Source organism: Paenibacillus sp. FSL R10-2778 (assembly GCF_038593035.1).
GTDB classification, from domain to species: domain Bacteria; phylum Bacillota; class Bacilli; order Paenibacillales; family Paenibacillaceae; genus Paenibacillus_AQ; species Paenibacillus_AQ odorifer.
Genome location: NZ_CP151956.1, coordinates 2679369 through 2702567 on the forward strand (window position 1 = coordinate 2679369; position 23199 = coordinate 2702567).

General features: G+C 42.4%; 27 protein-coding genes. 24 read left to right on the forward strand and 3 right to left on the reverse strand.

Going from position 1 to position 23199, the window contains the following annotated elements:
• The first annotated feature begins 383 nt into the window (after window positions 1–383).
• On the forward strand, window positions 384–1268 hold the full coding sequence (locus NST40_RS11665) for an EFR1 family ferrodoxin (RefSeq protein WP_076278068.1): 885 nt from the start codon (window positions 384–386) through the stop codon (window positions 1266–1268).
• A gap of 3 nt (window positions 1269–1271) precedes the next feature.
• Window positions 1272–1892 (forward strand): hypothetical protein, encoded by a 621-nt coding sequence (locus NST40_RS11670; RefSeq protein ID WP_076309153.1) that lies wholly within the window; start codon window positions 1272–1274, stop codon window positions 1890–1892.
• Between the two features lie 110 nt (window positions 1893–2002).
• On the opposite strand, the gene NST40_RS11675 is transcribed toward NST40_RS11670, so the two are convergent.
• Window positions 2003–2620, reverse strand: a complete 618-nt coding sequence (locus NST40_RS11675) for a nitroreductase family protein (RefSeq protein WP_076129923.1) — start codon at window positions 2618–2620, stop codon at window positions 2003–2005.
• A gap of 221 nt (window positions 2621–2841) precedes the next feature.
• Between NST40_RS11675 and NST40_RS11680 the strand changes: the two genes are divergently transcribed.
• From NST40_RS11680 to NST40_RS11765, 18 genes are all read left to right on the forward strand, one after another.
• A complete protein-coding gene (locus NST40_RS11680; RefSeq protein WP_076309950.1) occupies window positions 2842–3684 on the forward strand; it encodes a DUF2785 domain-containing protein in 843 nt (280 codons plus the stop codon).
• A 200-nt stretch (window positions 3685–3884) separates the two neighbouring features.
• Complete coding sequence (locus NST40_RS11685) at window positions 3885–4328, forward strand: DUF1641 domain-containing protein (RefSeq protein WP_036685888.1); 444 nt, start codon at window positions 3885–3887, stop codon at window positions 4326–4328.
• A gap of 40 nt (window positions 4329–4368) precedes the next feature.
• Window positions 4369–5547, forward strand: coding sequence for an NAD(P)/FAD-dependent oxidoreductase (locus tag NST40_RS11690; protein ID WP_036685891.1), 1179 nt, complete (start codon window positions 4369–4371; stop codon window positions 5545–5547).
• A gap of 164 nt (window positions 5548–5711) precedes the next feature.
• On the forward strand, window positions 5712–6338 hold the full coding sequence (locus NST40_RS11695; protein ID WP_076278065.1) for an SGNH/GDSL hydrolase family protein: 627 nt from the start codon (window positions 5712–5714) through the stop codon (window positions 6336–6338).
• 168 nt (window positions 6339–6506) lie between these two features.
• Window positions 6507–7493: a hypothetical protein gene (locus tag NST40_RS11700; RefSeq protein WP_143761996.1), complete on the forward strand. Its 987-nt coding sequence runs from the start codon at window positions 6507–6509 to the stop codon at window positions 7491–7493.
• Between the two features lie 32 nt (window positions 7494–7525).
• Window positions 7526–8272, forward strand: coding sequence for a type I methionyl aminopeptidase (gene map, locus NST40_RS11705; protein WP_076278064.1), 747 nt, complete (start codon window positions 7526–7528; stop codon window positions 8270–8272).
• 101 nt (window positions 8273–8373) lie between these two features.
• Entirely contained in the window at window positions 8374–9192 is an 819-nt protein-coding gene (locus NST40_RS11710) for a hypothetical protein (protein WP_076278063.1), read from the forward strand.
• A gap of 469 nt (window positions 9193–9661) precedes the next feature.
• A complete protein-coding gene (locus NST40_RS11715) occupies window positions 9662–10084 on the forward strand; it encodes an Rrf2 family transcriptional regulator (RefSeq protein WP_076278062.1) in 423 nt (140 codons plus the stop codon).
• A 176-nt stretch (window positions 10085–10260) separates the two neighbouring features.
• Complete coding sequence (locus NST40_RS11720) at window positions 10261–10785, forward strand: hypothetical protein (RefSeq protein ID WP_076278061.1); 525 nt, start codon at window positions 10261–10263, stop codon at window positions 10783–10785.
• Window positions 10786–11189: 404 nt separating this feature from the next.
• Window positions 11190–11924 (forward strand): metallophosphoesterase family protein, encoded by a 735-nt coding sequence (locus NST40_RS11725; protein WP_076218947.1) that lies wholly within the window; start codon window positions 11190–11192, stop codon window positions 11922–11924.
• Between the two features lie 92 nt (window positions 11925–12016).
• The gene (locus NST40_RS11730; RefSeq protein WP_051491425.1) at window positions 12017–12619 is read left to right on the forward strand and encodes a GNAT family protein; all 603 of its coding nucleotides are present in this window, start codon (window positions 12017–12019) and stop codon (window positions 12617–12619) included.
• 5 nt (window positions 12620–12624) lie between these two features.
• Window positions 12625–13383: a peptidase E gene (locus NST40_RS11735; RefSeq protein ID WP_143759908.1), complete on the forward strand. Its 759-nt coding sequence runs from the start codon at window positions 12625–12627 to the stop codon at window positions 13381–13383.
• A complete protein-coding gene (locus NST40_RS11740) occupies window positions 13380–13931 on the forward strand; it encodes a GNAT family N-acetyltransferase (protein WP_076218946.1) in 552 nt (183 codons plus the stop codon). Before NST40_RS11735 ends, NST40_RS11740 begins: the two co-directional genes overlap by 4 nt.
• Window positions 13932–13967: 36 nt before the next feature.
• Window positions 13968–14312: a protein tyrosine phosphatase gene (locus NST40_RS11745; RefSeq protein ID WP_076218945.1), complete on the forward strand. Its 345-nt coding sequence runs from the start codon at window positions 13968–13970 to the stop codon at window positions 14310–14312.
• The gene (locus NST40_RS11750; RefSeq protein WP_256719106.1) at window positions 14302–14424 is read left to right on the forward strand and encodes a hypothetical protein; all 123 of its coding nucleotides are present in this window, start codon (window positions 14302–14304) and stop codon (window positions 14422–14424) included. The genes NST40_RS11745 and NST40_RS11750 overlap by 11 nt, the downstream gene beginning before the upstream one ends.
• A gap of 218 nt (window positions 14425–14642) precedes the next feature.
• On the forward strand, window positions 14643–15509 hold the full coding sequence (locus NST40_RS11755) for a VOC family protein (protein ID WP_076218943.1): 867 nt from the start codon (window positions 14643–14645) through the stop codon (window positions 15507–15509).
• Between the two features lie 67 nt (window positions 15510–15576).
• Window positions 15577–16470: a beta-1,6-N-acetylglucosaminyltransferase gene (locus NST40_RS11760; RefSeq protein ID WP_143761995.1), complete on the forward strand. Its 894-nt coding sequence runs from the start codon at window positions 15577–15579 to the stop codon at window positions 16468–16470.
• Window positions 16471–16488: 18 nt separating this feature from the next.
• The gene (locus tag NST40_RS11765) at window positions 16489–17124 is read left to right on the forward strand and encodes an NAD(P)-dependent oxidoreductase (protein WP_076278059.1); all 636 of its coding nucleotides are present in this window, start codon (window positions 16489–16491) and stop codon (window positions 17122–17124) included.
• A gap of 77 nt (window positions 17125–17201) precedes the next feature.
• On the opposite strand, the gene NST40_RS11770 is transcribed toward NST40_RS11765, so the two are convergent.
• A complete protein-coding gene (locus NST40_RS11770) occupies window positions 17202–17963 on the reverse strand; it encodes an MBL fold metallo-hydrolase (protein WP_076278058.1) in 762 nt (253 codons plus the stop codon).
• Window positions 17964–18213: 250 nt separating this feature from the next.
• Between NST40_RS11770 and NST40_RS11775 the strand changes: the two genes are divergently transcribed.
• The 4 genes from NST40_RS11775 to NST40_RS11790 all read left to right on the forward strand — a co-directional run bounded on the left by NST40_RS11775 (window position 18214) and on the right by NST40_RS11790 (window position 22636).
• Window positions 18214–20232: a Na+/H+ antiporter gene (locus NST40_RS11775; RefSeq protein WP_076278057.1), complete on the forward strand. Its 2019-nt coding sequence runs from the start codon at window positions 18214–18216 to the stop codon at window positions 20230–20232.
• Window positions 20233–20234: 2 nt separating this feature from the next.
• Entirely contained in the window at window positions 20235–20759 is a 525-nt protein-coding gene (locus NST40_RS11780) for a GNAT family N-acetyltransferase (RefSeq protein ID WP_254847619.1), read from the forward strand.
• Window positions 20760–20761: 2 nt separating this feature from the next.
• Window positions 20762–21223: a DIP1984 family protein gene (locus NST40_RS11785; protein ID WP_076278056.1), complete on the forward strand. Its 462-nt coding sequence runs from the start codon at window positions 20762–20764 to the stop codon at window positions 21221–21223.
• A gap of 528 nt (window positions 21224–21751) precedes the next feature.
• Complete coding sequence (locus NST40_RS11790) at window positions 21752–22636, forward strand: DegV family protein (protein ID WP_076129966.1); 885 nt, start codon at window positions 21752–21754, stop codon at window positions 22634–22636.
• 109 nt (window positions 22637–22745) lie between these two features.
• Here the strand turns inward: NST40_RS11790 and NST40_RS11795 are convergent, their stop codons facing one another.
• On the reverse strand, window positions 22746–23174 hold the full coding sequence (locus NST40_RS11795; protein ID WP_036685970.1) for a threonine/serine exporter family protein: 429 nt from the start codon (window positions 23172–23174) through the stop codon (window positions 22746–22748).
• Window positions 23175–23199: the final 25 nt, after the last annotated feature.

Below are 23199 nucleotides of genomic sequence, written 5' to 3' on the forward strand. Positions count from 1 at the left end.
CTACCTATGGCTCAACCTATCTACTCCGTGCACGAAATTAGTTACCTATTACTCAACCTAGCCGTCTACGTCCCAAACTTAGCCGCCTACATCTCGAAACCAACTACCTTTTGCTCGATTGAGATCGTAGCGGACCGTATTGCAGCTATTTCAGCATATGGGTTCATTTTGCGAAAGTTTCGGACTGTATAGCTCTTATTGCCCATGATTTGTGCAGAAAAGGAGTGCATCTGAGCGAATAGCTGCAACTGAGTCCGATAGTGTGGCAAAATGAGCGGAATTATGGAAATAAGAGCAACTGAGTCCGAATTAGCCAAAACCCATCTCAACTTCACAGCTTTCCCAGACGGGAATGAGGTATATTTGATCTGGGAGGGGATGGAATGCATAATGCAAAGACGGCCATATTTTATTTCTCAGGTACGGGCAATACGGAGATTATTGCTAAGCAATTTGCTGAAAGGCTGAGAAGTAAAGGGCAAGACGTAGATTTGTTTAGAGTGGAAGATATTTTTAAAGGCACTCGTTCTGTAGAATATGAAGCCTATGATCTTATAGGTATTGGTCATCCGGTTCTAGGCTTTGGCGCCTCCGGTTTTGTTGAACGTTTTGCAGAACAGCTGCCTGATTGTAATGGAACCCCGGCATTTGTATTCAAAACGGCATCCTCTCCACACTATATCAATAACGGTGCTTCGAATACGGTGCTTCGTTCTTTGCGTGGGAAGGGATATAATCCCTTTCACAATTCGATTTTGGCGATGCCATGTAATTTTTATATTAAATATGATGACAGGTTGAATAAGCAGTTGTATCAAGCTGCACAGCGTAAGGTGGAATTGTTTGCAGAGGAAATCGTAAAGCGGACACCGCGAAATCTGCCGATTCACCCTGTGTTGGAGCGGGTTCTGAGAACAGTATATTATTGTGAGGAACACCAAGGGGGAAAATACTTCGCCAAAGGATTGCGTACAACGGACGCTTGCACACTATGCTTAAAATGTGTCAGAAACTGTCCAACATCCAATATTAGTAGCGGCGTAGAAGGAATTGTTTTCAATCAAAATTGTTTATTATGTATGCGTTGTGTTTATTCTTGTCCTCAGAAGGCAATCCAAGCGACACGACTTAAGGCTAGCGTAGTAGATCCCTATACTGGAGGTCCGAAGCTTCATAAACTAATGAAGGATTCTGCGAATGATGGACGGTTTGTTACTCCCAAATCCAAGGGCTACTACAAGCATTTTATTAAGTATTTGGAGGAATGACATATGAATCTGTTTCGGATGGGATCGAAGCCACTGGGGATTGAGCGGATCACCACATTTTTGGAGGATAATTATGTGAGTATCGGCTACCCCGGAATAGGGGATCTGGAGAATCTAAGCACAGAGGAACTTCGTGATCGATTGATTGGCACATACCAATATAGTGAGTTGGAGCTTACGCAACATCTGCAAGCCCTTCAGCTATTTGTACATACGATGCAAGATGGAGATTATGTGCTGGTGGCCGATGGAGATTGGGTACATCTCGGGGACCTCGGAGATTATTTTTACAACGAGTTTACTGATAATGTTGACGAGGGTACATGCCATCGGCGTGGTGTGACGTGGTTGAAAAGTGTGCCGATTTCTGAACTAAACACAGGCGTGCGGGAGTTATTTAACCAAAGTGCACCGGTTGTACAATATAAGGGTCCCAAACCAAGTGCTCGCTTGGATCTGTGGATTACAGGTGTTTCTGCTAATGAACAAGAAATGAATAGTCCGCTGGAATTGGATGAGGAGACACTCTCTAAGGCGCTTAATATTTTGAAAGATGCTTTGATTTGTGATGACTCCGAACGACGGGAAAGAGCAGCGATAGCCATTTTACAATATGCGAAGTAGAGCCCCTCTTGTATATCGGGCGTACGGTTCATTATCTTCATGATGAGTTCCAATTAAAAAACGTTCCACCCGCTACTTGCCTCGGATGGAACGTTTTGCTGTATCTATAATCAGATGAATTCAACGAATTCGTTGACTGGCTTACGGTAGCCGCGGGGTCTGATTTTATGTTTTTTGTCTTTGCCGATCGTGATCAGCATAACAGGTACCATATGATCCGGCAGATTTAAGGTGGATTGGATAGCATCAGCATCGAAGCCGATCATCGGGCAGGTATCCCAGCCTTTATCTTTGGCGATCAGCATAAAGTGCATGGCAGAGAGAGAGGCATTACGTATTGCTTCATCTCTTTGAAAAGCATCCTTATCAATGTAAGCATTGTTAATCATCTCTATTTGCTCATCATATTCCTCTTGTGACATCGCTCCTAAAGCTTTAAGCCCGCCATAGATTTCTGGAGCCTGCTGATAAGCATGCTTATCTCCTAGCACTACAATAACTGCTGAAGCAGTATGGATTTTATATTGGCCGTAAGCTGCTTCGCGAATTTCTTCTTTTAAGCTCTCGTTAGATATCACTTTGTAATTTGTATGCTGTAGATTATAGGCCGATGGTGCCAATCTGGCATAAGAGAACATTTCCTCTAATTCATTCTGAGGGATGATAACCCCTTCCACAAAATTCATAGCGGATCTGCGTGACTGAATCAAGTCTGTAAAAGCGCTCATAAGTATTCCTCCGTTGTGTATGTATTCGGTTGTAAAATATCAATACCTGATATTTGTAAATGAACTAACTAAATGTTACTAACTCAAAATAACACAGCCTAAAAAATTCGTCAATGATAAAATTTATTGAAGTTAATCTTGAATACCCTGTTGTCAAAAAATAGGACATAAATTAGGATATTAGGATATGTAGAAACACAGTGGATGAAAGGGTGGATAAATTGATTAATAGTAGAGAACAATTGATGATAGATTTGCAAAGAATCGAAGAGAATGACTACGAGCTTAGAAGTGGAGAGGACATAAAGGATTATGTGAAGTTGATGCTTGAGCATATAGGAGATCCCGAGCCTGTACTGCGTGATGAATTGATTTATTCCACATTCTACAAATGGATTAATGAGAAACATTGGTTTAATGATGCGGAGCTTCGTGAACTGCTGTGGATACTTCTTGACGAGCAGCATCTTTTTTATCACATTGGGAATAAAGAAGATCTGACGGTGTATACAAGAACATTTTCTGTATTGGTTGTTGCTCTTATTCTCCAGCGGCATAGGGAAATGGCTATATTGGATAGCTCTGAATTTATAAAGGTGAAGCAGGGTTTGATTCGTTATTATGAGGAAGAACGGGACTTAAAAGGTTATATGGAAAAAGAAGGCTGGGCACACGCAGCAGCCCATGGCGCAGACGCCTTGGATGAGCTGGTTTTATGCTCGGAGAGTGATGCCGAGGTGCGGGAAGAGGTTCTGACAGTTATTCAAAAGATGCTTTATAACGATCAATACATATTCAGGGAGGAAGAAGATGAACGGATTGCTACTATTATAGTTACAATCATCGATCATCATTTACTTCCACAGCAGTCTATAACCGATTGGATTCTCAACTTGGCGCAATGTGGCAGTTGGCCTAGAAGCCACAGCCAGTACGTTAATCGAATAAATACAAAGAACTTCCTGCGTTCTCTTTATTTCAGGTTACTTCTAACAGAGAAGAATATGGACATTGTGGAGGTTTTATTGAAAACTGAGAAGAATTTGAATGAATTTGTACATTAATTCACTCAAACGGTTTTAATTAACACTAGTAATTTAAATAATTTATTATAATGTAATAAAAATCACAAATTTTTATGGAAATTCAAAAACTTTGTGACATTTATAACTTGATAAGTGCTATAATAGAAATATGGCGTTAAAAGTTCTTATGTTTTTCATTACTATTAAGCAGCAAAGCTTATTGCAGAGGAGATTTGGATATGTCAGAATCAATCACTCAAACACAACCTGAACAAGAATCACCAAAAGTAGCTGTTAGCAAGGAACAAATGGATGTTCTAGAACAGCTCTTGAAACCAGAAGTTCAGGAATCATTAACAGTCTTGGTGGAACAGCTGCCAAAATTAACTGAGCTTGTTGGCGTGCTTACAAAGTCCTATGACTTTGTGCAAACTGTCGCAGCGGATGATGTCTTGAAAAGTGATACGGTAAGTGCAATTAAAGAACTTGCTGAACCTGTAGTGCATTCCGCGAAGAATATGGCAGCTACAGTGATCGAAGCAAAAGATCGTGCGAATGAAAGTAACGAAGTTATTGGTCTTTTTGGTCTTATGAAGTTGTTGAAAGATCCGCAAGCGCAAAAGCTTTTCCGTTTCGTAAATGCATACCTTCAAGTTGCTGGAGAACGCAGTAAGCAGAAATAATCATTTTCATATCTTATACGTAAGGGACGGAGGAAACATCATGTCTAAACATATTGTCATTCTAGGAGCAGGTTATGGTGGTCTACTAAGCGCCTTAACCGTACGCAAATATCTCAAAAAAGATGAAGCTAAAATTACTGTAGTTAATCAGTATCCTACCCACCAAATCATTACAGAATTGCATCGTCTTGCAGCAGGTAGTGTTGCAGAGGGTGCTGTAGCTATGCCTCTAACTAAGCTTTTCGCAGGGAAAGATATTGACCTGAAAATCGCGAAGGTTAATTCATTTTCTGTGGAGAACAAACAAATTGTTCTTTCTGATGGTGTGACACTTACTTATGATGCGCTTGTTGTAGGTCTTGGCAGCACTACAGCTTATTTTGGCATTCCAGGGCTTGAACAATACAGTATGGTATTGAAATCAGCTGCAGATGCTAACAAAATTCATCAACATATTGAAGATCGTATTCGTGAATATGCGAAATCGAAAAATGAAGCAGATGCAAACATCCTGATCGGTGGCGGCGGCTTAACAGGTGTTGAGCTTGTTGGTGAAATCGCGGATGTATTGCCTACACTTACTAAAAAATATGGCGTTGATCCTAAAGAAATTAAGCTTATGCTCGTTGAAGCAGGTCCTAAAATCCTTCCAGTATTGCCAGATGCATTAATCGAACGTGCTGTAGCAAGCTTGGAAAAACGTGGTGTTCAATTCCTGACAGGTCTTCCTGTTACGAATGTAGAAGGCAATGCGATTGACTTGAAAGACGGTCAAAAAATTATTGCTAACACATTTGTATGGACTGGTGGCGTACAAGGAAATCCACTCATCGGCGAATCGGGTCTTGAAGTTAACCGAGGTCGTGCAACGGTGAATGAATTCTTGCAATCCACTTCCCACAAAGATGTATTCGTTGCTGGTGACAGCGCGGTGGTCTTTGCAGAAGATGGACGTCCTTACCCTCCAACTGCGCAAATTGCTTGGCAAATGGGTGAATTGATCGGATACAATCTGTATGCCTTCTTGAAAAATAAATCGTTTGAAAGCTTTAGCCCAATCAACTCTGGTACACTTGCTAGCTTAGGCCGTAAAGACGGTGTTGCCATCGTTGGTGCAAGTTCTACTCCGTTAAAAGGCTTGCCTGCAACTCTAATGAAGGAAGCAAGTAATATCCGTTACTTGTCCCACATTAAAGGATTGTTCAGCCTAGCTTACTAATATAGTTTAACCCTAAACCCTGCTCAAATCTGAGCGGGGTTTTTGTTATTGTTTTTTTAGTGAAATGTTTGCATTATTGATGTTTCACAGTAGGCTGTATTCATTGTATTTGATATAATAGATTGGGTTATATTAACAGAGGTAGTTAGAGGAGGATTTCATTTATGATATTCCAACAAAACGATGTCATTCTGTTTCAAGGGGACAGCATAACAGACTGGGGGCGTAATCATGAAGACGCTTCATCACTTGGAGTAGGTTATGCAATGATGGTCGCCGCTCGACTGGGGCATTTATATCCAGAGAAGAATCTTACTTTTTTTAACCGTGGTATTGGTGGCAACCGTATTGTTGATTTACAGGGACGGTGGGATAAGGATTGCCTGGATTTGAAGCCGACGTGGGTGTCCATTTATATTGGAATTAACGACACTTGGCGGCGTTTTGATTCTGGTGAAGAAACCACTCCCGAGCAGTTTGAAGCTTCATATCGGGACCTGATCGAACGCACTCGGAAATCTTTGGATGCTAAATTAGTGCTTATAGAGCCTTTTGTTTTGCCTGTACCGGAAGATCGTAGAACTTGGCGTCAGGATCTTGATCCTAAGATTCATATTGTCCGCGAGCTGGCACGTGAATATGGGGCGCCGCTGGTTCCGCTAGATGGACTTTTTGCAGCGGCTTCCGTAAAAGCAGAACCGGCTTACTGGGCATATGATGGAGTACATCCTACTCCTGCAGGTCATGCACTTATTGCGGATGCTTGGCTCAAAACGATGGGAGCAATCTAATCAATTGCCATTTTAAGACTAGAACCACGCTTTAATAAGCAGGTTGTAGTCTTTTTTTAATCGCGTGTTCATAAAGTCGTTTTTATATATTTATAGACACTGTTATAATTGGAATATGCTTATGTATTGGAGGCGATTCGCATTAGGCGGTTAATATGGATAGCACCTTTGTTATTGGTCGTAGTGTTAAGCGGATGTAAAAGTGATTTGGGCTTCATCAATGCCAGATGGATCGAAGGCGTGTCGTTGACACCCGTGGCAACGAGTGATCAGAAACAAGCGGATCGTCCTTTGCACTCAGAGAGCTTAACGCTAAAGGATTCTGTTTTGATCAAGACACTTGCGGAGGCTATGAACAAGAGTAAGAAATTTTCTGATGATCTGGATTGGGGTCCGGAATTTGAAATGAAGCTTGTTTATGGGGACGGCTATTCGGAAGATTATTACATAGCGCTTGGAGATCAACTTGGACATGAAGGGATGTTTACTACAGCAGAGAACAGCAGTCAGGGCTACACAATTCCTGTAAAAAACTCTGACCAGTTAAGAAAGCTCATTTATGGAACAATCGATACGGAGAACATTGAACAGGCAGACCCTGTGGAGACTTCTGTCGAGGTAACAGGTCCAGTAACCCTATCACATAATGAACTGTCTCCGGTCACAGGGAGAGCGGGATTTTTAAATCTGCAACTGCTAGAGGGGACATATAGCGAAGATTGGACTACACCGAGTCCGTTAGCTGGAAGAAACTGGAGTGGCCGATTTAGGCTAGTAGTGACTGACGAGCATGGAAAAACACTGAGTAGCTATCCGTTAAATGATCAATTTGCCCAGACCTTTAATGATTTTTTCCAGCTTCAGTTTGAGGATTATAATGGAGATGGTGATCCCGATTTTACGATCGGACAATATGGAACGAGTAACGGTTATTTCTACAAGCTTTTTACACTCAGAAGAAATAACGTGATAGAAGAACTGCCTATTAAACCTGAAAATCAGCTGTTTATCAGCAGTCCTGAGCGGTATTCCATAAAGCTGGATAAAGTTGATGAGCATAGCTTCAAGAGAAGTTACTACGATAACGCAGCAGGCAAACAAGTGGAAGATACTTTTCAGTGGGTAGGGAGTGCATTTCAGAGGCTCGACAAATGATTAATTCATGAAGTGAGAGGAATGTGTGTTGGATGACAAGTGATACGGTACAAGATTTAGAAGGGTTAAAAGCTATTGGAAAAGTGGTGGGCCACACCATCGCCGAGATGAAAAAGAAAGTAACCCCTGGGATGACGACTGCGGAGTTAGATCTTATTGGAGCTGAGATTCTGGAAAGCTTCGGAGCATCCTCAGCCCCGAAGATAACTTATAATTTCCCGGGCAGCACCTGCATCAGTGTGAACGAAGAGGTTGCTCATGGTATTCCGGGTCCGAGAGTGATTAATGCTGGCGATTTGATCAACATTGATGTCTCTGCTGAGCTGAATGGGTATTATGGGGATGCTGGCGTTTCTTTTCAATTGCCGCCCTATAACGATGATATTCTGCGTTTATGCCGGAGTACAGAGGAAACCATGATGAGTGTGATCAATCATCTGCGGGCAGGAATGAAGGTTAACGAGATCGGCAGAATGATGGAACTTGAAGCTCGCAAACGCGGTTATAGAGTGGTGCGTAATCTGTGCAGCCATGGAATTGGCAAATCACTGCATGAGAAGCCTTTTGAAATTCTACCCTTCTATAATCCAAGAGTGACCACGGTGCTAAAGGAAGGACAAGTAATTACAATAGAGCCCTTCCTCTCGACTGGAGCGGACTATGTGGAGCAGCAATCGGATGGCTGGACGCTAAGTGTTGTAGATAACGGTCGGGTAGCGCAGTTTGAACATACGATTATCGTGACTAAAGGTGAGCCTATTATTCTGACTAAGGCATAAAGAGTAGTGTGCGAACAGACCTTATTATTTATAGGTTGTGCCCCGCATACGCGATGCAAGGAATCGTTCGAATCTGAAGATAACTATCGGAGGGACCAGAGATGGCTGAGCAAAAGATGATTGAAGTGCCGTTTCAGCAATGGATAAACGATAAGGAGCTGTGGGTACAGCTTAGTGATTTGATGATGCAGGAGAGTAAACTCCCAGGACCACGAGTGAATTTGGAGCTCTCAGACCATTTTGCCAAACAATTCGCTCATCCTAATCTAACAGATACAGGCTGGAAGCTGCTCGTCTCTTGGACTGACATTACTGAAGCTGAAGCTGGGGTGAATGATCCCCGTGAGTTTCTGCCGTTTTGTGCAGTTAGGGCGTTGGGTGCTTATTACAGTTACGCTGGAGAAGAACAGCAAGTAGTGATTCAAAACAGCTTTAAGACAGCTATGAATGATTCGCGATGGAGGGTGCGTGAAGCGTCTGCTATGGCGCTGCAAATTATAGGGGAGGATGATTTCACCCTGCTCAGGCAGCTAATTGACATGTGGGAGAAAGGTGCGAACAGGCTTGAACAGCGGGCTTTTGTAGCAGCATTAGCGCATCCTCCTCTTTTAAAAAAGAAAGAAAATACGCTATATTGTCTTCAGTTGGCTGCCCGAATCATGGAGAGTATAGATGGTGGGGGAGCGCAACATGAGGACGCTGAGCATTTTCGCGTATTATCTAAGGGACTTGAATACAGCTTGAGTGTATTTGTGGCGAATGAGCCTGAAGAAGGCTTTGTTATGCTGGAGAGATTTGCAAAGAGCCGAGATGCCCGAATCCTTAAGATTGTGAAGAGTAATCTTGGCAAATCGCGTCTGAGTAAAAAATATGCTGCCCAGGTGGCTGAGATCCTAAAGGAATTCGATAAGATAAGATAGGAAAAGACACTTAGGATACGAGTGCCATTTGGCAGTTGTATTTAATCATTTTTTTTGTTTTTACTTATATTAGAATTAACAATTAAAGAAACAAAGAGAATTAATATAATCAAAGAAAACCACTCTATGGATTGTTCGAATATTAAACTGTACATTATATTAATAAATTCAAAGACAGCTATTATTATTATAAATATGTCCCAACGATCTTTTTTCATTAAAATGCACCAACCTATCTATATTTAATCATTTCAAAAGTATTACTCTATTTACTGTAAAAGTAAATAGAGTTCTTGAATTCTTGATGTTGGATTCAATAATATGTGTCATATTGAGGAATAATCTATATGGAGGATATTGATAGATTATAAGTTGTTCTTATCCTCAAAAGTTTGACAAATGCATGAAATGTAACTATTATAGTTGCATCTGAAGGATGTTTTGCAGCAAGGCAGAAGGAGAGATTTCCATGAATATTAGCACCCGATTTGCGGTAGCCATTCATATATTAACGTTGATTGAGAGCAATAAAGAAGGCAAAAGCACATCGGAGTGGATAGCTGGTAGCGTAAACACAAACCCTGTAGTTATCCGTCGGCTTACGAGTATGCTGCAAAAAGCAGGACTAGTAAATGCCCGCCCCGGAGTCGCAGGCGCCTCGCTTACACGTAGCGCATCCGAGATTACGCTGCTGCAGATTTATAAGGCAGTTAATGCGGTGGAAGAGGACTCGTTGTTTTCTGTCCATGAGCATCCTAATCCCGATTGTCCTGTTGGTAAGAATATAGCCAGTGCAATTGTACCTGTGTTCTCACTCGCCCAAAAAGCAATGGAGAATGTCCTCCAGGAGGTTACATTGGAACAGATTGCGAATGAAATGCCTGAACTTTGATTCCTCCATATCACAGCTTAGAAGGAAGGCCAGAACATGTGAAAACGTGATTCTGGTCTTTTTTTTGCTTAATTAGGTTTATGGGCAAAGAAGGGAAGTAAGAGCGAATATAGAATCTGTATTTAGAAGCCGGATTAAAGATAATATGCATACATACATTGAGGGAGAGCTAAAGAATGTTAAAGAAATTACTGCCTATACTACTAATTATAGTAATGATTACCGGCTGTAATGAATCAAGGGATACCACTAAATACGAGGATGCGAATTTTGGAATCACCTTCAACTATCCGGATCATTGGGTTGTAACTGAGCAGCATGGAGCGCCATTATGGTTAATAGTCTCCACGACTGAGTTTAAAGCTGCTGAGGGACTTAAAGGTCCGGGAGTAATGCTCTTTGGATTTAAGCCTAAGGACATGGAGCTTGTCAACAAATGGCTCGAGGATGGCCGAACGGATTACAACAACGGGGCGGATCTGACAAAAAGTAAAACTAATTTAGGCGGGTTAGAGTTCATAAAGTACGAAACTGAAGTATTCGAAGAGGAAGGGAGTAAAGGGAAATTTATTTATTACGTTATTGAGAAACCGGAAATGTCATTTATGGTGCAGTTCCCTTATAGTGTGGATGAAGTACATAAAGAAGATATGAAGAGGATAGAGGATATTTTACAATCCATAAAGTTTACAAAAGATTAAGTGTGACTAGAACGAGGTAGCTGAAATGGTGAAATGTACGGTATAAATGCCGTTAAAATGTGCTGAAGTGACTGGAATGATGAAATGTACGGTATAAATGCCGTTGAAATGTGCTGAAGTGGCTGAAATGGTGAAATGTACGGTATAAATACCGTTGAAATGTGCTGAAGTGGCTGAAATCATCCAAAGTAGCAAAAAGAGAAGCAAAAATGCCCTATAAACGAGCAACAGTCGATGGATGAGCGAAAAGAAAGGCAAAAATGCCCTATAAACGAGCAACAGTCGATGGATGAGCGAAAAGAAAGGTAAAAATGCCCTATAAATGAGCAACAGCCGCTGATGCAGTACAATTAGTTTTAGGATAAGTAACTTTTTTAAAGATCAATATATACGGAGGTTCTACAGTGGAGCAAATTGCAATAATCTCAGACATTCATGGAAATATACCGGCCCTTACGGCCGTTTTAGATGACATCCAGCAGCGGGGAATCAGCAGGGTGTTTTGTTTAGGCGATATTGTTGGAAAAGGACCGAACTCAGATCTTGCACTTGATATCATAAAAAAGAATTGTGAAATCAGTGTTATGGGGAACTGGGATGATTTAATGAATCAGGATGTTGATTTTGAGATGGCTCGGTGGTGCCGCGGGTTGATAGGTCAAGAGCGCCTAGCTTATTTAAGCACGTTGCCGTTTTCGATTGAGTTTATGATGAGTGGTAAATTTGTACGGTTATTTCATGCTTCGCCACGAAGCCTGTATGAACGTGTTCAACCTTGGGATGATTATGAAAAGCGATTATCTTTGTTTGGTTATTCTGATCTCTGCCAGGAGAAACGACAAGCGGATATCGTAGGTTACGGGGATATTCATAATGCTTTTATTCAACATTTAGAAGGCAAGACTTTATTTAACGTAGGCAGTGTGGGGAATCCGCTTGATCTAACCCAGGCATCTTATGTGATTATGGAGGGAGAATACATGGGAGTGTCAGCGGCTCCTTTGAATATGCAATTTGTAAGAGTGCCTTATGACATCGAGTTAGCCGTTCAACAGGCCGTTGAGGCAGATATGCCAGCTGCAGAGCCCTATATTCGTGAGCTTAGAACCGCGCAGTACAGGGGAAGTGTCCGGGGGTAATAAAGGAAGGGGTAATACAGGATACAAAAAGTCAAACTGCAATCCTAATCCAACCCTGATCCAAGCCATCAAAAAGTAATGGAGGGAACAAATTGAAGCTTAGTCACGTATTTGAGCAATTCCCTACTTTGGAATCCGAGCAATTATTACTGAAAAAGATTGAAGTCAGCAACCTTAATGAGGTATTTGGGATATATAGCAATGATCAAGTGTTTGAGTACTGTGGAATTATTCCGAAACATAATAAAGATACAGTCAAGAATATGATCGGTCATTTCGAACGTGATTTTACCAAAGGGGTAAGAGTGAAATGGGGGATTTTCCTCAAAAATAACCCTTACATACTGCTAGGTATCATCGAAGTTATGGATTTTAATCAAAAGGTGGATATGGTGACGATCGGTTACTTTTTGGCGGAACCTTATTGGGGAAAAGGGATTGCAGCTCAGGCCATTCAGTTAGTGGTGAAATATTTATTTGAGACTGCAGAAGTCAATCGAATTCAAGCTGAGGTTATGCCCTTTAATGAACGATCGAAGCGGGTGCTTTTGAAAAATGGCTTTACGAAAGAAGGCACGTTAAGGCAGGCGCATGTATGGTCAGGTAAAGGGCTGGTGGATCTGGAGATCTACAGCATTTTGGCAGAGGAATATTTTGCAAGCATCGGTAAGCCAAGAGTGAGCAATAGGATGTAATCCTAGTGAAAGAAGGGGAAATCATGGGCACTATCGTAGTGATTGGCGGGGGAGAGTTAATCGAGCTTGAAACGCTGGAAATTGATCGTAAAGTTGTGCAGCTAACTCAAAAGGCTAAGCCGAAGGCGTTATTTATTCCAACAGCCAGTAGTGATGCGCCGGGATATTGTGATACTTTTAGCAAAGTATATGGCGATATACTTGGATGTGAAACAAGTCACTTATTGCTTGTGAGCCAAACTTACACTCATGATGAGATTACAGATTTAATTACAGCTGCTGATTTGATTTATGTTGGTGGAGGCAATACCCGAAAGATGCTGGAGATTTGGAAAAATACAGGGGTAGATACGCTTTTGAAAGAAGCTTATTCCTCTGGAACCGTATTGGCCGGGCTTAGCGCAGGTTCCATCTGTTGGTTTGAATATGGGCATAGTGACTCTGAGGCGTTCGACGATCAGGGGGAATGGCAGTATATCAAGCTTGAAGCCATGGGGATTCTGCCGGGCATTCATTGTCCGCATTATAATGAGGATATTCGGGTTGAAGATTTTACACGCATGGTTAAAGGTGGAGGTTTGCCTGGAATCGCGGTGGATAACAATTGTGCAATCATCTATAAAGATAAGGAATATAAAGTGATGTCGACCAGAGAAGAAGCTAAAGCCTACCGTGTGATTGACTCCGAGCAAGGTGTTGTCGTAACGGAAATAGAAGAACATCCAAGCTACAGACCTCTTTATGAACTGTATAGTGCGTTATGATTATTTTTGAAAAGCAAGAGATCAGACTGAGAACACTTGAGCTAAACGATGCCGCATTACTTGTAAAATGGCTCTCAGACCCCGTTGTACTGGAGTTCTATGAAGGTCGTGATCGCCCGCATGATTTGGAGCTGGTGAAGGAGCATTTTTACGACGAGCAAGCCGAAGTTACGCAGTGTATTGTGCAATACAAGGAGCGGGATATAGGTTATCTCCAGTTCTATCTTATAGATGATGAAGAATTAGAGGTGTACGGCTACGTGGGATTCGAAGGTCAAATCTTTGGGATGGACCAGTTTATTGGCGAGCCTGATTTATGGAATCAAGGAATGGGTTCGCGACTCATTAAAGAAACGGTTAATTATCTTATCGAAGCAAAACAGGCGGATAAAATTGTCATGGACCCGCAAGCCTGGAATAAAAGAGCCCTTAGAGTATACGAGAAGATTGGCTTTGTGAAGAAGAAATACCTTGAACAGCACGAACAACATGAAGGAGAGCTAAGAGATTGTTGGTTGATTGAATACACGAAGCAGGCGAGACAATAAATATCTTTTTAACAATCGGATAAGGAAGGTGCACTTATTAAACTACTGTTTGTCTGCAGCCAGAATCGCTGGCGGAGTCTAACTGCGGAGAAGATCTTTCAAGGAATTGATGGTCATGAAGTGAGATCAGCAGGGACTGAAGATCATGCCAGAATTAAAATTTCTGAAGGGCATTTGGGTTGGGCGGATGTGATTTTTGTGATGGAGAAGAAACATGTTCGAAGAATTCAAGATAAATTTAGAGACTGTGTAAGGGGCAAAAAAATAATTTGCCTGAACATAGCTGATGACTATAAGTATATGGATGAAGATTTGATCGGCCTTTTGGAATCCAGTGTATCCGAATATTTACTGGAATGGAGCAACAAAAATGAGAATTAGAGCAGAAACTGTGGCAGACTATAATGGAGTATTTCATGTGAATGTTAAGGCTTTTAGTGATCGGGAAGATGAAACAATTCGCGGTACCGGAGAATGTCTTTATGGTCTGTGAGCTGAAGGAAGGCGTACTGCAGAGGATTAAGGGAGAGTTGAAATACCCGGAAACCTTTTTTTGAATTACTTATTATATGTTCCTGTGAATCATGTTTGGCTGTGAACCAGTCGACATGATTTTTTTATAGGTAATTGACAAACATATAGAAGGTAACTATACTAAAGATAGTTAATTTGTAACTAAAACAGTTACAGCATGATTGGGAGGAATTTATAATGACGACTAAAACAATACTTCAACCAGACACTCAGATCGGTCTGGTGCAGATTAGAGTAAGCAATTTGGAGCGTTCGCTCACCTTTTATCAGAATGTTGTGGGGTTAAGCGTTTTGCGGCAGACTGGCCGCGAAGTTGAAATGACCGCTGACGGTCAGAATGTGTTATTGATTTTGCGGGAGATTGAAAATGCGCGGGTGATCCGCCCTAATTCTGTGGCTGGGTTGTATCATTTCGCTATCCTTGTTCCAGATCGTCCTAGCCTTGGATTGGTTGTGCGCAATTTGATCTCTTCGGGGATTGAAGTGGGGCAGGGGGATCATCTGGTCAGTGAAGCGTTGTATATTCAGGATCCAGATAATAATGGGATTGAAATCTATCGAGATCGTCCTAAGAGTGAATGGAAATATAATGCGGAAGGGCATGTAATGATGTCCACTGATCCAGTGGATGTAGATGGACTATTGGCAGCTTCTGAAGGTTTATCATGGAACGGGCTGCCAGCGGGAACAGTGATTGGGCATGTACACTTTCATGTGGGGAATTTAAATAAGGCGAAAGCCTTCTACGTCGATTTGCTTGGTTTTGAACTAACAGCTAATTATGGAAGTGCTGCTATGTTTATCTCTGCTGGTGGCTATCATCACCATATCGGGCTGAATGTTTGGGCTGGACAGGGCGCACCTGCGGCTCCAGCTGATACTGTGGGGATTGATTATTTTACCTTAATTCTTACGAATGAAGAGGAACGCAACGCTGTGGTGGAGCGAGTACGGCAGGCTGGTTACGCAGTTACAGAAGTGAATGGAGATCCTACATTCCAAGATCCTTGGAACATTGGAATCAGACTTGTTTTAGAGAGATAATTATATATCCATTTTCGTCCATTTATTTTATAATATTGGAAATAGGTGGGCGGAAGGGTGAAGTTTGTTGGAAGCATTCAAAATGGCGTATATCATTCTTTGTCATAAGAATCCGGAGCAGATCAATTTGCTAATTGATAGTTTAACTAACGAGTCCGTAGAGTTTTTCCTGCATGTCGATCAGAAAAGTAATATTGAAGCTGACATTATTCATCGTAACGATATTCATTTTGTGGAAAAGCCTATTGATGTGCAGTGGGGGCATTACAGCCAGATTGAATGCATTTTGAAGTGCTTTTTGCTGATCAAAGAACATGGGGATTTCAATTATATTCACATTCTAAGCGGTCAGGATCTGCCTCTGGCTTCGAATGAAGTGATTCTAGATTTCTTTAAGGGGAATGAAGGTAAGGAATTTGTGAAGTATTTGCAGCTGCCTAATGCTGCGGAAACTTGGGGATGTTACGAGCGGGTCTCAGTTTATTATCCTAGATTCCTCATCTCAAGGACCCGGCGTATGACAGCGATCCGAATGAGGTACATTAAACTAATTATGAGCGTTCCGTTTCTGCAAAGAAGATTAAGCGCTCTGCCGAACGGTTTATATAAAGGCTCAAACTGGATGTCTATTACAGGTGGATGTATGGAATACATCTTGGATTTTACAAAAAGCTCTCCGGAATACGTCAGATTTTTTAGGAACACTTTATGTGGAGATGAAATCTTTTTCCATACGATAATTTTGAATAGTGTTTATAAGATGCATGTGCTGAATGAAATTAAGCGGTATACAGATTGGGAAACAGGACCGGATTATCCTAGAACGCTAACGATTGAAGACTATGATCGGATCACTCAACGGGGCACGGAATGCTTTTGGGGGAGAAAATTTGATCTCGATATCGATAGAACCATCGTTCAGGAGCTCCTTGATATAAATATTAAAGCGAAAACATCGTAAACTCAGGAGGACAATCATATGAAAATCGCAGTTGTTGGAGCAAGTGGAAAAGCTGGAAGCCGAATTACGCAGGAAGCGTTGGATAGAGGTCATGAAGTTACAGCGATTGTGCGGGATGCATCTAAAGTAACAAATAGTAAAGCGAATGTCATTGAAAAGGATGTATTTGCACTTACCGTTGAAGATTTGCAGGGGTTCGATGTGGTTGTGAATGCTTTTGGTGCGCCGTTTGGACAAGAACATCTGCATGTGGATGCCGGGAATGTGCTTATTGAAGCGTTGAAGGCTTCGCCCGATACAAGATTAATTGTAGTTGGGGGTGCAGGAAGTCTTTATGTAGATGAAGCCAAAACGCTTAAAGTAGTGGATACGAATGACTTTCCTGACTTTATTAAGCCAACAGCGACGAATCAAGCCAAGAATCTGGAGATTCTGCAAGGGACAGATGCACTCTCTTGGACCTTTGTTAGCCCATCTGCTAATTTTGCCATCGGCACAAGAACGGGTTCTTATGTAAAAGGTAAGGATAATCTTCTGGTGAACTCCAAAGGCGAGAGTTATGTCAGCTACGAAGATTATGCCGTTGCTATTGTCGATGAAATCGAACAGCCGCAGCATATTCGTGAACGGTTTACGGTGGGTTCAGAGTCTTAAGTGATAATGAAAAATAACGATTATATATGAAAAAAGAAGGCAGAGCCGGATTTTAGGCTCTGTCTTCTTTTGTATCATTACAGCTTTCCTTTTCCTTCTGCTAGTTCAGCAATACGTCTGTTTGCATCTCCGCGGTAGAGTCCGCCATGATAACAAATGACCGTATCGATCTCATACTCAGAGAACTTGTTCAGAGAGGCCAAAGCCAGCTCCATGTCAGGGGTGGCGGAAGGAGTGGGACCCTGTAGCTCGCCATTCTGAACGGTCAAGGCATCGGCGGCAATAAGTGTACGGCTATCATGATGGTAAAGACTGAGATGCCCTGGGCTGTGGCCTGGGGTATGGATCACCGTAATTCCACCGGCAAAAGGTAACTTTTCTCCATCCACAAGCGTTTGATCCACTTTTCCTTTAGGAGGATGGGCTAATACAGAGAGGAAGGTACGCTGCCATTCCTCAGGTACATGAGCTGGGATCATAGCCGCTGCCGCCGCTAAAGCTTCAGGAGTGTGCTTAAGGAGCATTCGCTCTCCTTGAATATAAGGCTGCTCAATTTCATGAGCCAGAACTGTAAGCTCTAGATCTTCATCAGCCAATAGGGCAGGGAGGCAACCGATATGGTCTAAATCCTGATGCGTGATAATAAGGATACGGAGCTTCTCCCAAGGCACATGTGCTTCTTTTAGAGCCTCTTTGAAAGTAGAGAGTAGACCCGGGAATCCGGTATCGACGAGTACGGCGGTATGTTCATCCCAGAGTAGCGTGGGGTAAATCGTGTCTTTTCCACCCATAACCTGCGCTGTAATCTCGAGCATTTCTATTCCTTGAGCAATGTACATTATATCCCTCCGTGATTGATAATAAGAGCGACGCCGTGAGGCTAATGCATATATTACTCAAAACTGAAAATAAAAACAATAGATAAGTATTTAATTATAACACAAATAAATATTTATGTCAATATGTATCTGATGGAATTTTTGTGGAATTTGTAGGGGATTTTAATGTTAAGAATCTTTTGCTAGATTTTGCCCTTGCCTAAAGCTTTGCGATATAATAATCAAATATAAAAAAGGGAGTTGATGTGGTTTGGAGACATTTCTGGTTGTACTCGTCCTACTTGGGCTTATCGCAATATCCAACATCATAAACCGATTCATTCCCTTCGTGCCGATACCCTTAATACAAATTGGCTTGGGTGTAGTGGTCGTACTATTGCCTTTGGGAATACATATGTCACTGGAGCCAGAGTTGTTTTTCGTGTTATTTATTGCTCCGCTTTTGTTCAATGACGGAAAGCGAACACCGAGAAATGAGTTATGGAACCTGCGGGCTCCAATCTTAATGCTGGCACTAGGCTTGGTATTTGCTACAGTGCTTATCGCTGGATATTCCATTAACTGGATGATCCCCACCATTCCACTCACAGCTGCTTTTGCGCTGGCAGCGATCTTATCGCCGACAGATGCTGTGGCGGTAAGCGCAATCGCTGGGAGAGTACATCTTCCCAAGAGTATTCATCGTATTCTAGAGGGCGAATCATTGATGAATGATGCCTCTGGCCTTGTTGCGTTTAACTTCGCTATTGCAGCAGCTGTTACAGGCATATTTTCTTTGCCGAAAGCCTCCATTAGCTTTGTGATTATCGCTTTAGGTGGGCTAATTGTCGGAGCAATACTCGCGTTCCTCCTGATTCGGTTCAGTGTATTTATCCGCAGACTGGGGATGGAGGACATCACAGTACATGTGCTGCTGCAAATCCTGACTCCTTTCATTGTGTATCTGATTAGTGAAGAAATAGGGGTATCCGGCATTTTAGCTGTGGTTGCAGCAGGGATAATTCATGCGGTCGAGAAGGATCGTGCAGTTTCGCCACAGTATAAGCTACAGCTGGTATCCGCCAGTACATGGTCTGTGCTGCTCTACATCTTGAATGGCTTGGTCTTCCTTATTCTCGGATTGTCGATTCCAGATGTTATTGAAGTGATCTACCGGGATACAGCGGTGGACAATCTTATGGTGATTGGTTATGTATTAGCGATAACGTTACTGCTTTTTGTGCTGCGTTTTATATGGGTATATGTATTTTCCCTGGCTGGCGCCGGCCTGCAAAAAATGGAAAAATCGTCTATTAAGTCCATGCTAATCCTGACTATTTCAGGAGTGCGAGGCGCGGTTACTTTAGCCGGTGCCTTTTCGATTCCTTTTGTGTTAGGAGATGGCTCACCTTTTCCTGAACGTGATCTAATTATCTTTATCGCTGCGGGTGTGATTCTGATGTCGCTGCTGATCGCTAGTATCTTTTTACCAATTCTCGCAGGTAAAGAAGAGCCGGTTGCCGAACCAGGGGACACTGAGGTTGAACAGGCGGCCAAATCTAAGGTCGTTGCTGCCGGGATAACGCTGCTTCAAAGTATGATGACGGAGGAGAGCAAGGATTCCGCACAGCCAGCTTTGAGTGAATTCAGAGAAAAGGTTTATAGTCTGAACCGCGAGGATCAAGCGAACGATCCGGCATTTGAGGAACTCCGTCGGCTTGGGGTTGAAGCAAGGATAGTGGGCTTGCATGCTGAACGCAAAGAGCTGACCCGATTGCTTACTAACAATGAGATTCCTGCCTCAGTGGCTCAGAAAATGGAAGAATTCTTGGATCATAGTGAAGTTTTCTTAGCCAGAAGTCTCAACTCTCAAATTAGATTATCCCTTACAGAGATTAGAAGGCTATTTGCGGGGATGTTCTCAGGACAAAACGAACGGGAAGCTAGCCAACAAATGCTGCAACAGGCTGAATGTGCAAGAAAAGCTAAGATTTCTATGTCCCGCGCAGCAATAGCTGCTGTTAATGCAAGTATGAATGAGAACAACCGAAAAGCAGTAGAGAAGGTTGCATGCAGTTATGAGCAACTAATCGCACGCTTCGAGCAGGGTCAAGGCTGGACAAAGGATGGTCTTGTTGATGATCAAAAGCTTGAATTGAAACTGAAAGCTATTCAGGAGCAACGGGATAAGGTGCAGCAAATGTATCAGGATGGAACCATTAACCGCAAGCTAGCCGGTAAATTACGCAAGTTCGTCGATCATTTGGAAACATCCATTTGGGAGGATTAGCTGTGTTGAACAAAGTAGTGGGAGAAAGTTTGTTATTCACTGAAATTCGCGAAGAGCATCTGTCGGATGTACTCGATATTTATAACTATTATGTGCTGAACACTACGGTTTCTTTTCATACCGAGCCTTTAAGTTTGGACGAAATGCGGCAATCAGTGATGAATGATGATCCGCGGTTCAAATCATACGTTATATTATCCTGGGATAATGTTATTCAGGGCTATGTTCTGATTGCTAGACATAAGAGTAAGCCGGCTTATGATAGCTCTGGGGAGATCAGTGTGTATTTGAAACCTGCTTGTGTGGGTAAAAGAATAGGACAGCATGCCTTACGCTTTATTGAAAAGAGAGCTGCCGAACTGGATTTCCATGTGTTAGTAGCTACCGTTTGCGCAGAGAATGAACGCAGTCGCCAGCTTTTCTCAAAGAATGGATATGAACAATGTGCCTACTTCAAGGAGATTGGCTGTAAATTTGGTCGAAGACTGGATATCGCCAGCTATCAGAAAATCTTAGGGGGAACTTAAAGATGAAACTTGCGGAAGCATTAGTGAACCGAAGTGATCTTACCCGTAAAATCGCGCAGCTAAAGCAGCGGCTCGATCGGGTCGTTAAGGTGCAGGAGGGGGAAGATCCGGCAGAGCAGCCGGAGGCTCTTTTGCATGAGCTAGAAATAGCTGTTAACGAGCAGACGATTTTGATTCGAGCGATTAATCGAACGAATTCATCTGTTGCCTTCAATGAGAATTGGAGTATTGCCGATGCCCTAGCCGAACGGGATAAAATGCTTCAGCTGCGGAAGCTGTTTAGCGATTTGCTTGAGCAAGCTTCGATCACTCAGGATCGGTACAGCCGCTCTGAGGTTCGCTTCCAGAGAACGGTGGATGTCGCTCAGATTCAGAAGCGGATTGATGAACTGTCTAAGTCTTATCGCGAGTTGGATTTTAAAATTCAGGAGAAAAACTGGACGGTAGCCTTAAGCACACCATAAAAAGCTTTATCACAGCAGAAGGTAACTGATCTTTATAAAGGCGAGCGCAACCCGCCAACAGGGAAAGTTGGACAAATTGACAGATGCCGGGCCATATCTGACCAATCATAACTTAGCCCCGTACTGTAACAACTGTAAAGAGTACCTATTAATGTAACTACCAAGCGCTGATTTATGTAAGAACGGTGAGGGTGGGGACGGGGATATTTTTGCTGTGGTTAGGCTTTTACATAACATGAACTGGCTCTATTAGGATAGGTATATTCGTCATAGATAATGTGAAATAATGTCGAATAAAGTTGAAAAAAGATGAATGAAATTTGCATTATCGGCCTGTTTTGCCTATCTTATCGCTCGTTATCTTGTATAATTTACGAATACGCACGAGGACTTCCTAAACCGCTGGTCTATTCGTAAGTTGATTGTACAGGATGAGAGAGTGATTCATTGGCCGAGAAGGTTTAGTGGCCCTTGTCTCTTCAAACATTCTACTATTCCTTTCATGAAAGAGAGAAGTGACAAGTGACCATGAAATCAATTGCCTGGGTAACCGACAGTACATGTACAATCGATCCTGAATTCGCCAAGAACAACCATGTGTATATTGTTCCTTTACGTCTGATTATTAACAACGAGTGTTATAAAGAAAATATAGATATTACGATCGATGAGTTCTATGAGAAAATGCGTCAGCATGATCAAGTAGGCAGCTCACAGCCGCCAATCGGTGAGTTTATCGAGTTATACGAACGGTTGAAGGAAGAATATGATGAGATTATCGCGGTGCATCTTTCGACAGGGCTTAGCGGAACATACAATGCTTCCATGCAAGGTGCTGAAATAGCGGAAGCTAATGTTATTGGAATTGATTCCAAGGTTGGCGCTTATCCGATTCGGGAAATGATTACGCGAGGTATTCATTGGCACAAGATGGGCTTTACTGGCCTAGAGATTAAAGAAAAGATAGAGAATATCATTCAAAATATGTCCTTCTACTTAATTCCTGCAAGCTTGTCCCAGCTTCACCGTAGTGGGCGTGTTTCTGGTACACAGGTAATTCTTAGTCAATTACTACGGATAAATTTGCTGCTGCGTTTTGACGAGGGCAAGGTCATTGTTGTGGAAAAAATCCGCACGATGAAGAAGACGAAGCAGGCGCTGTTAGATATCTTTAAACAGGATGCTGGACTTGTTAGCGATGTGTGCATCATGCATTCCAATAATTTAGAAATGGCGCTGAAGCTAGAAGAAGACATCAAAGAGATGGCGCCTGATTTACGTACGGAGATTATGACTTACATTCCTGCCGTGGCTGTTCATGCGGGTGAAGGTACCGTGGGACTTTCTTGGATTAAAAATAACCGGATCAATAGTATTTATTCGGAGGTTGAACCTGTAGCAGTACTTGTGTAGATAGGATAGTAAACAAAGAAATCGCTTCTTGGAAGAGGGACGGATGATCCTCATTATACCAAGAGACGATTTCTTTTTTTTGAATCTATGAGATGACGTTGTAAGAAGGTTATGCTTTGCTTGCACGACGGCGGAACATTTGTCCGATAACTTCACTCAGCACCAGTCCAGCCGCAATTGCGCCAGAGAGCATTAATGCCCGAACAGCGATTTCTACAGCCAGATTATAGTTTTCTTCCACAAATCTACGCATAGCATCGTAAGCAAGACCACCCGGAACAAGTGGGATAATACCGCCTACACTAAAAATAATAACCGGCATTTTGAAGGATCGGGCAAACAGCTGGCTGACGATGCCCACCACTACAGTAGCCGCAAACGTAGCAACAACAGGCCCACACTCTACATCAAGGATCACATACACCATCCAGCCTACCATTCCAGCAAAACCACACTGCAGTAGAGCGCGCTTAGGCGCATTAAATAAAATACAGAAGGTTGCCGCGGCGATAAAACTGGTTATAAGTTGCAAAATCATGAAGGGCTAACCTCTTTCACATGGA

What these genes read in the sequence shown, in the direction of transcription:
- NST40_RS11665 (WP_076278068.1), top strand. Translation starts at nt 384, where the DNA reads ATGCATAATGCAAAGACGGCCATATTTTATTTCTCAGGTACGGGCAAT.
- NST40_RS11670 (WP_076309153.1), top strand. Translation starts at nt 1,272, where the DNA reads ATGAATCTGTTTCGGATGGGATCGAAGCCACTGGGGATTGAGCGGATC.
- NST40_RS11675 (WP_076129923.1), bottom strand. Translation starts at nt 2,620, where the DNA reads ATGAGCGCTTTTACAGACTTGATTCAGTCACGCAGATCCGCTATGAAT.
- NST40_RS11685 (WP_036685888.1), top strand. Translation starts at nt 3,885, where the DNA reads ATGTCAGAATCAATCACTCAAACACAACCTGAACAAGAATCACCAAAA.
- NST40_RS11690 (WP_036685891.1), top strand. Translation starts at nt 4,369, where the DNA reads ATGTCTAAACATATTGTCATTCTAGGAGCAGGTTATGGTGGTCTACTA.
- NST40_RS11695 (WP_076278065.1), top strand. Translation starts at nt 5,712, where the DNA reads ATGATATTCCAACAAAACGATGTCATTCTGTTTCAAGGGGACAGCATA.
- map (WP_076278064.1), top strand. Translation starts at nt 7,526, where the DNA reads ATGACAAGTGATACGGTACAAGATTTAGAAGGGTTAAAAGCTATTGGA.
- NST40_RS11710 (WP_076278063.1), top strand. Translation starts at nt 8,374, where the DNA reads ATGGCTGAGCAAAAGATGATTGAAGTGCCGTTTCAGCAATGGATAAAC.
- NST40_RS11715 (WP_076278062.1), top strand. Translation starts at nt 9,662, where the DNA reads ATGAATATTAGCACCCGATTTGCGGTAGCCATTCATATATTAACGTTG.
- NST40_RS11720 (WP_076278061.1), top strand. Translation starts at nt 10,261, where the DNA reads ATGTTAAAGAAATTACTGCCTATACTACTAATTATAGTAATGATTACC.
- NST40_RS11740 (WP_076218946.1), top strand. Translation starts at nt 13,380, where the DNA reads ATGATTATTTTTGAAAAGCAAGAGATCAGACTGAGAACACTTGAGCTA.
- NST40_RS11750 (WP_256719106.1), top strand. Translation starts at nt 14,302, where the DNA reads ATGAGAATTAGAGCAGAAACTGTGGCAGACTATAATGGAGTATTTCAT.
- NST40_RS11755 (WP_076218943.1), top strand. Translation starts at nt 14,643, where the DNA reads ATGACGACTAAAACAATACTTCAACCAGACACTCAGATCGGTCTGGTG.
- NST40_RS11765 (WP_076278059.1), top strand. Translation starts at nt 16,489, where the DNA reads ATGAAAATCGCAGTTGTTGGAGCAAGTGGAAAAGCTGGAAGCCGAATT.
- NST40_RS11770 (WP_076278058.1), bottom strand. Translation starts at nt 17,963, where the DNA reads ATGTACATTGCTCAAGGAATAGAAATGCTCGAGATTACAGCGCAGGTT.
- NST40_RS11785 (WP_076278056.1), top strand. Translation starts at nt 20,762, where the DNA reads ATGAAACTTGCGGAAGCATTAGTGAACCGAAGTGATCTTACCCGTAAA.
- NST40_RS11790 (WP_076129966.1), top strand. Translation starts at nt 21,752, where the DNA reads ATGAAATCAATTGCCTGGGTAACCGACAGTACATGTACAATCGATCCT.
- NST40_RS11795 (WP_036685970.1), bottom strand. Translation starts at nt 23,174, where the DNA reads ATGATTTTGCAACTTATAACCAGTTTTATCGCCGCGGCAACCTTCTGT.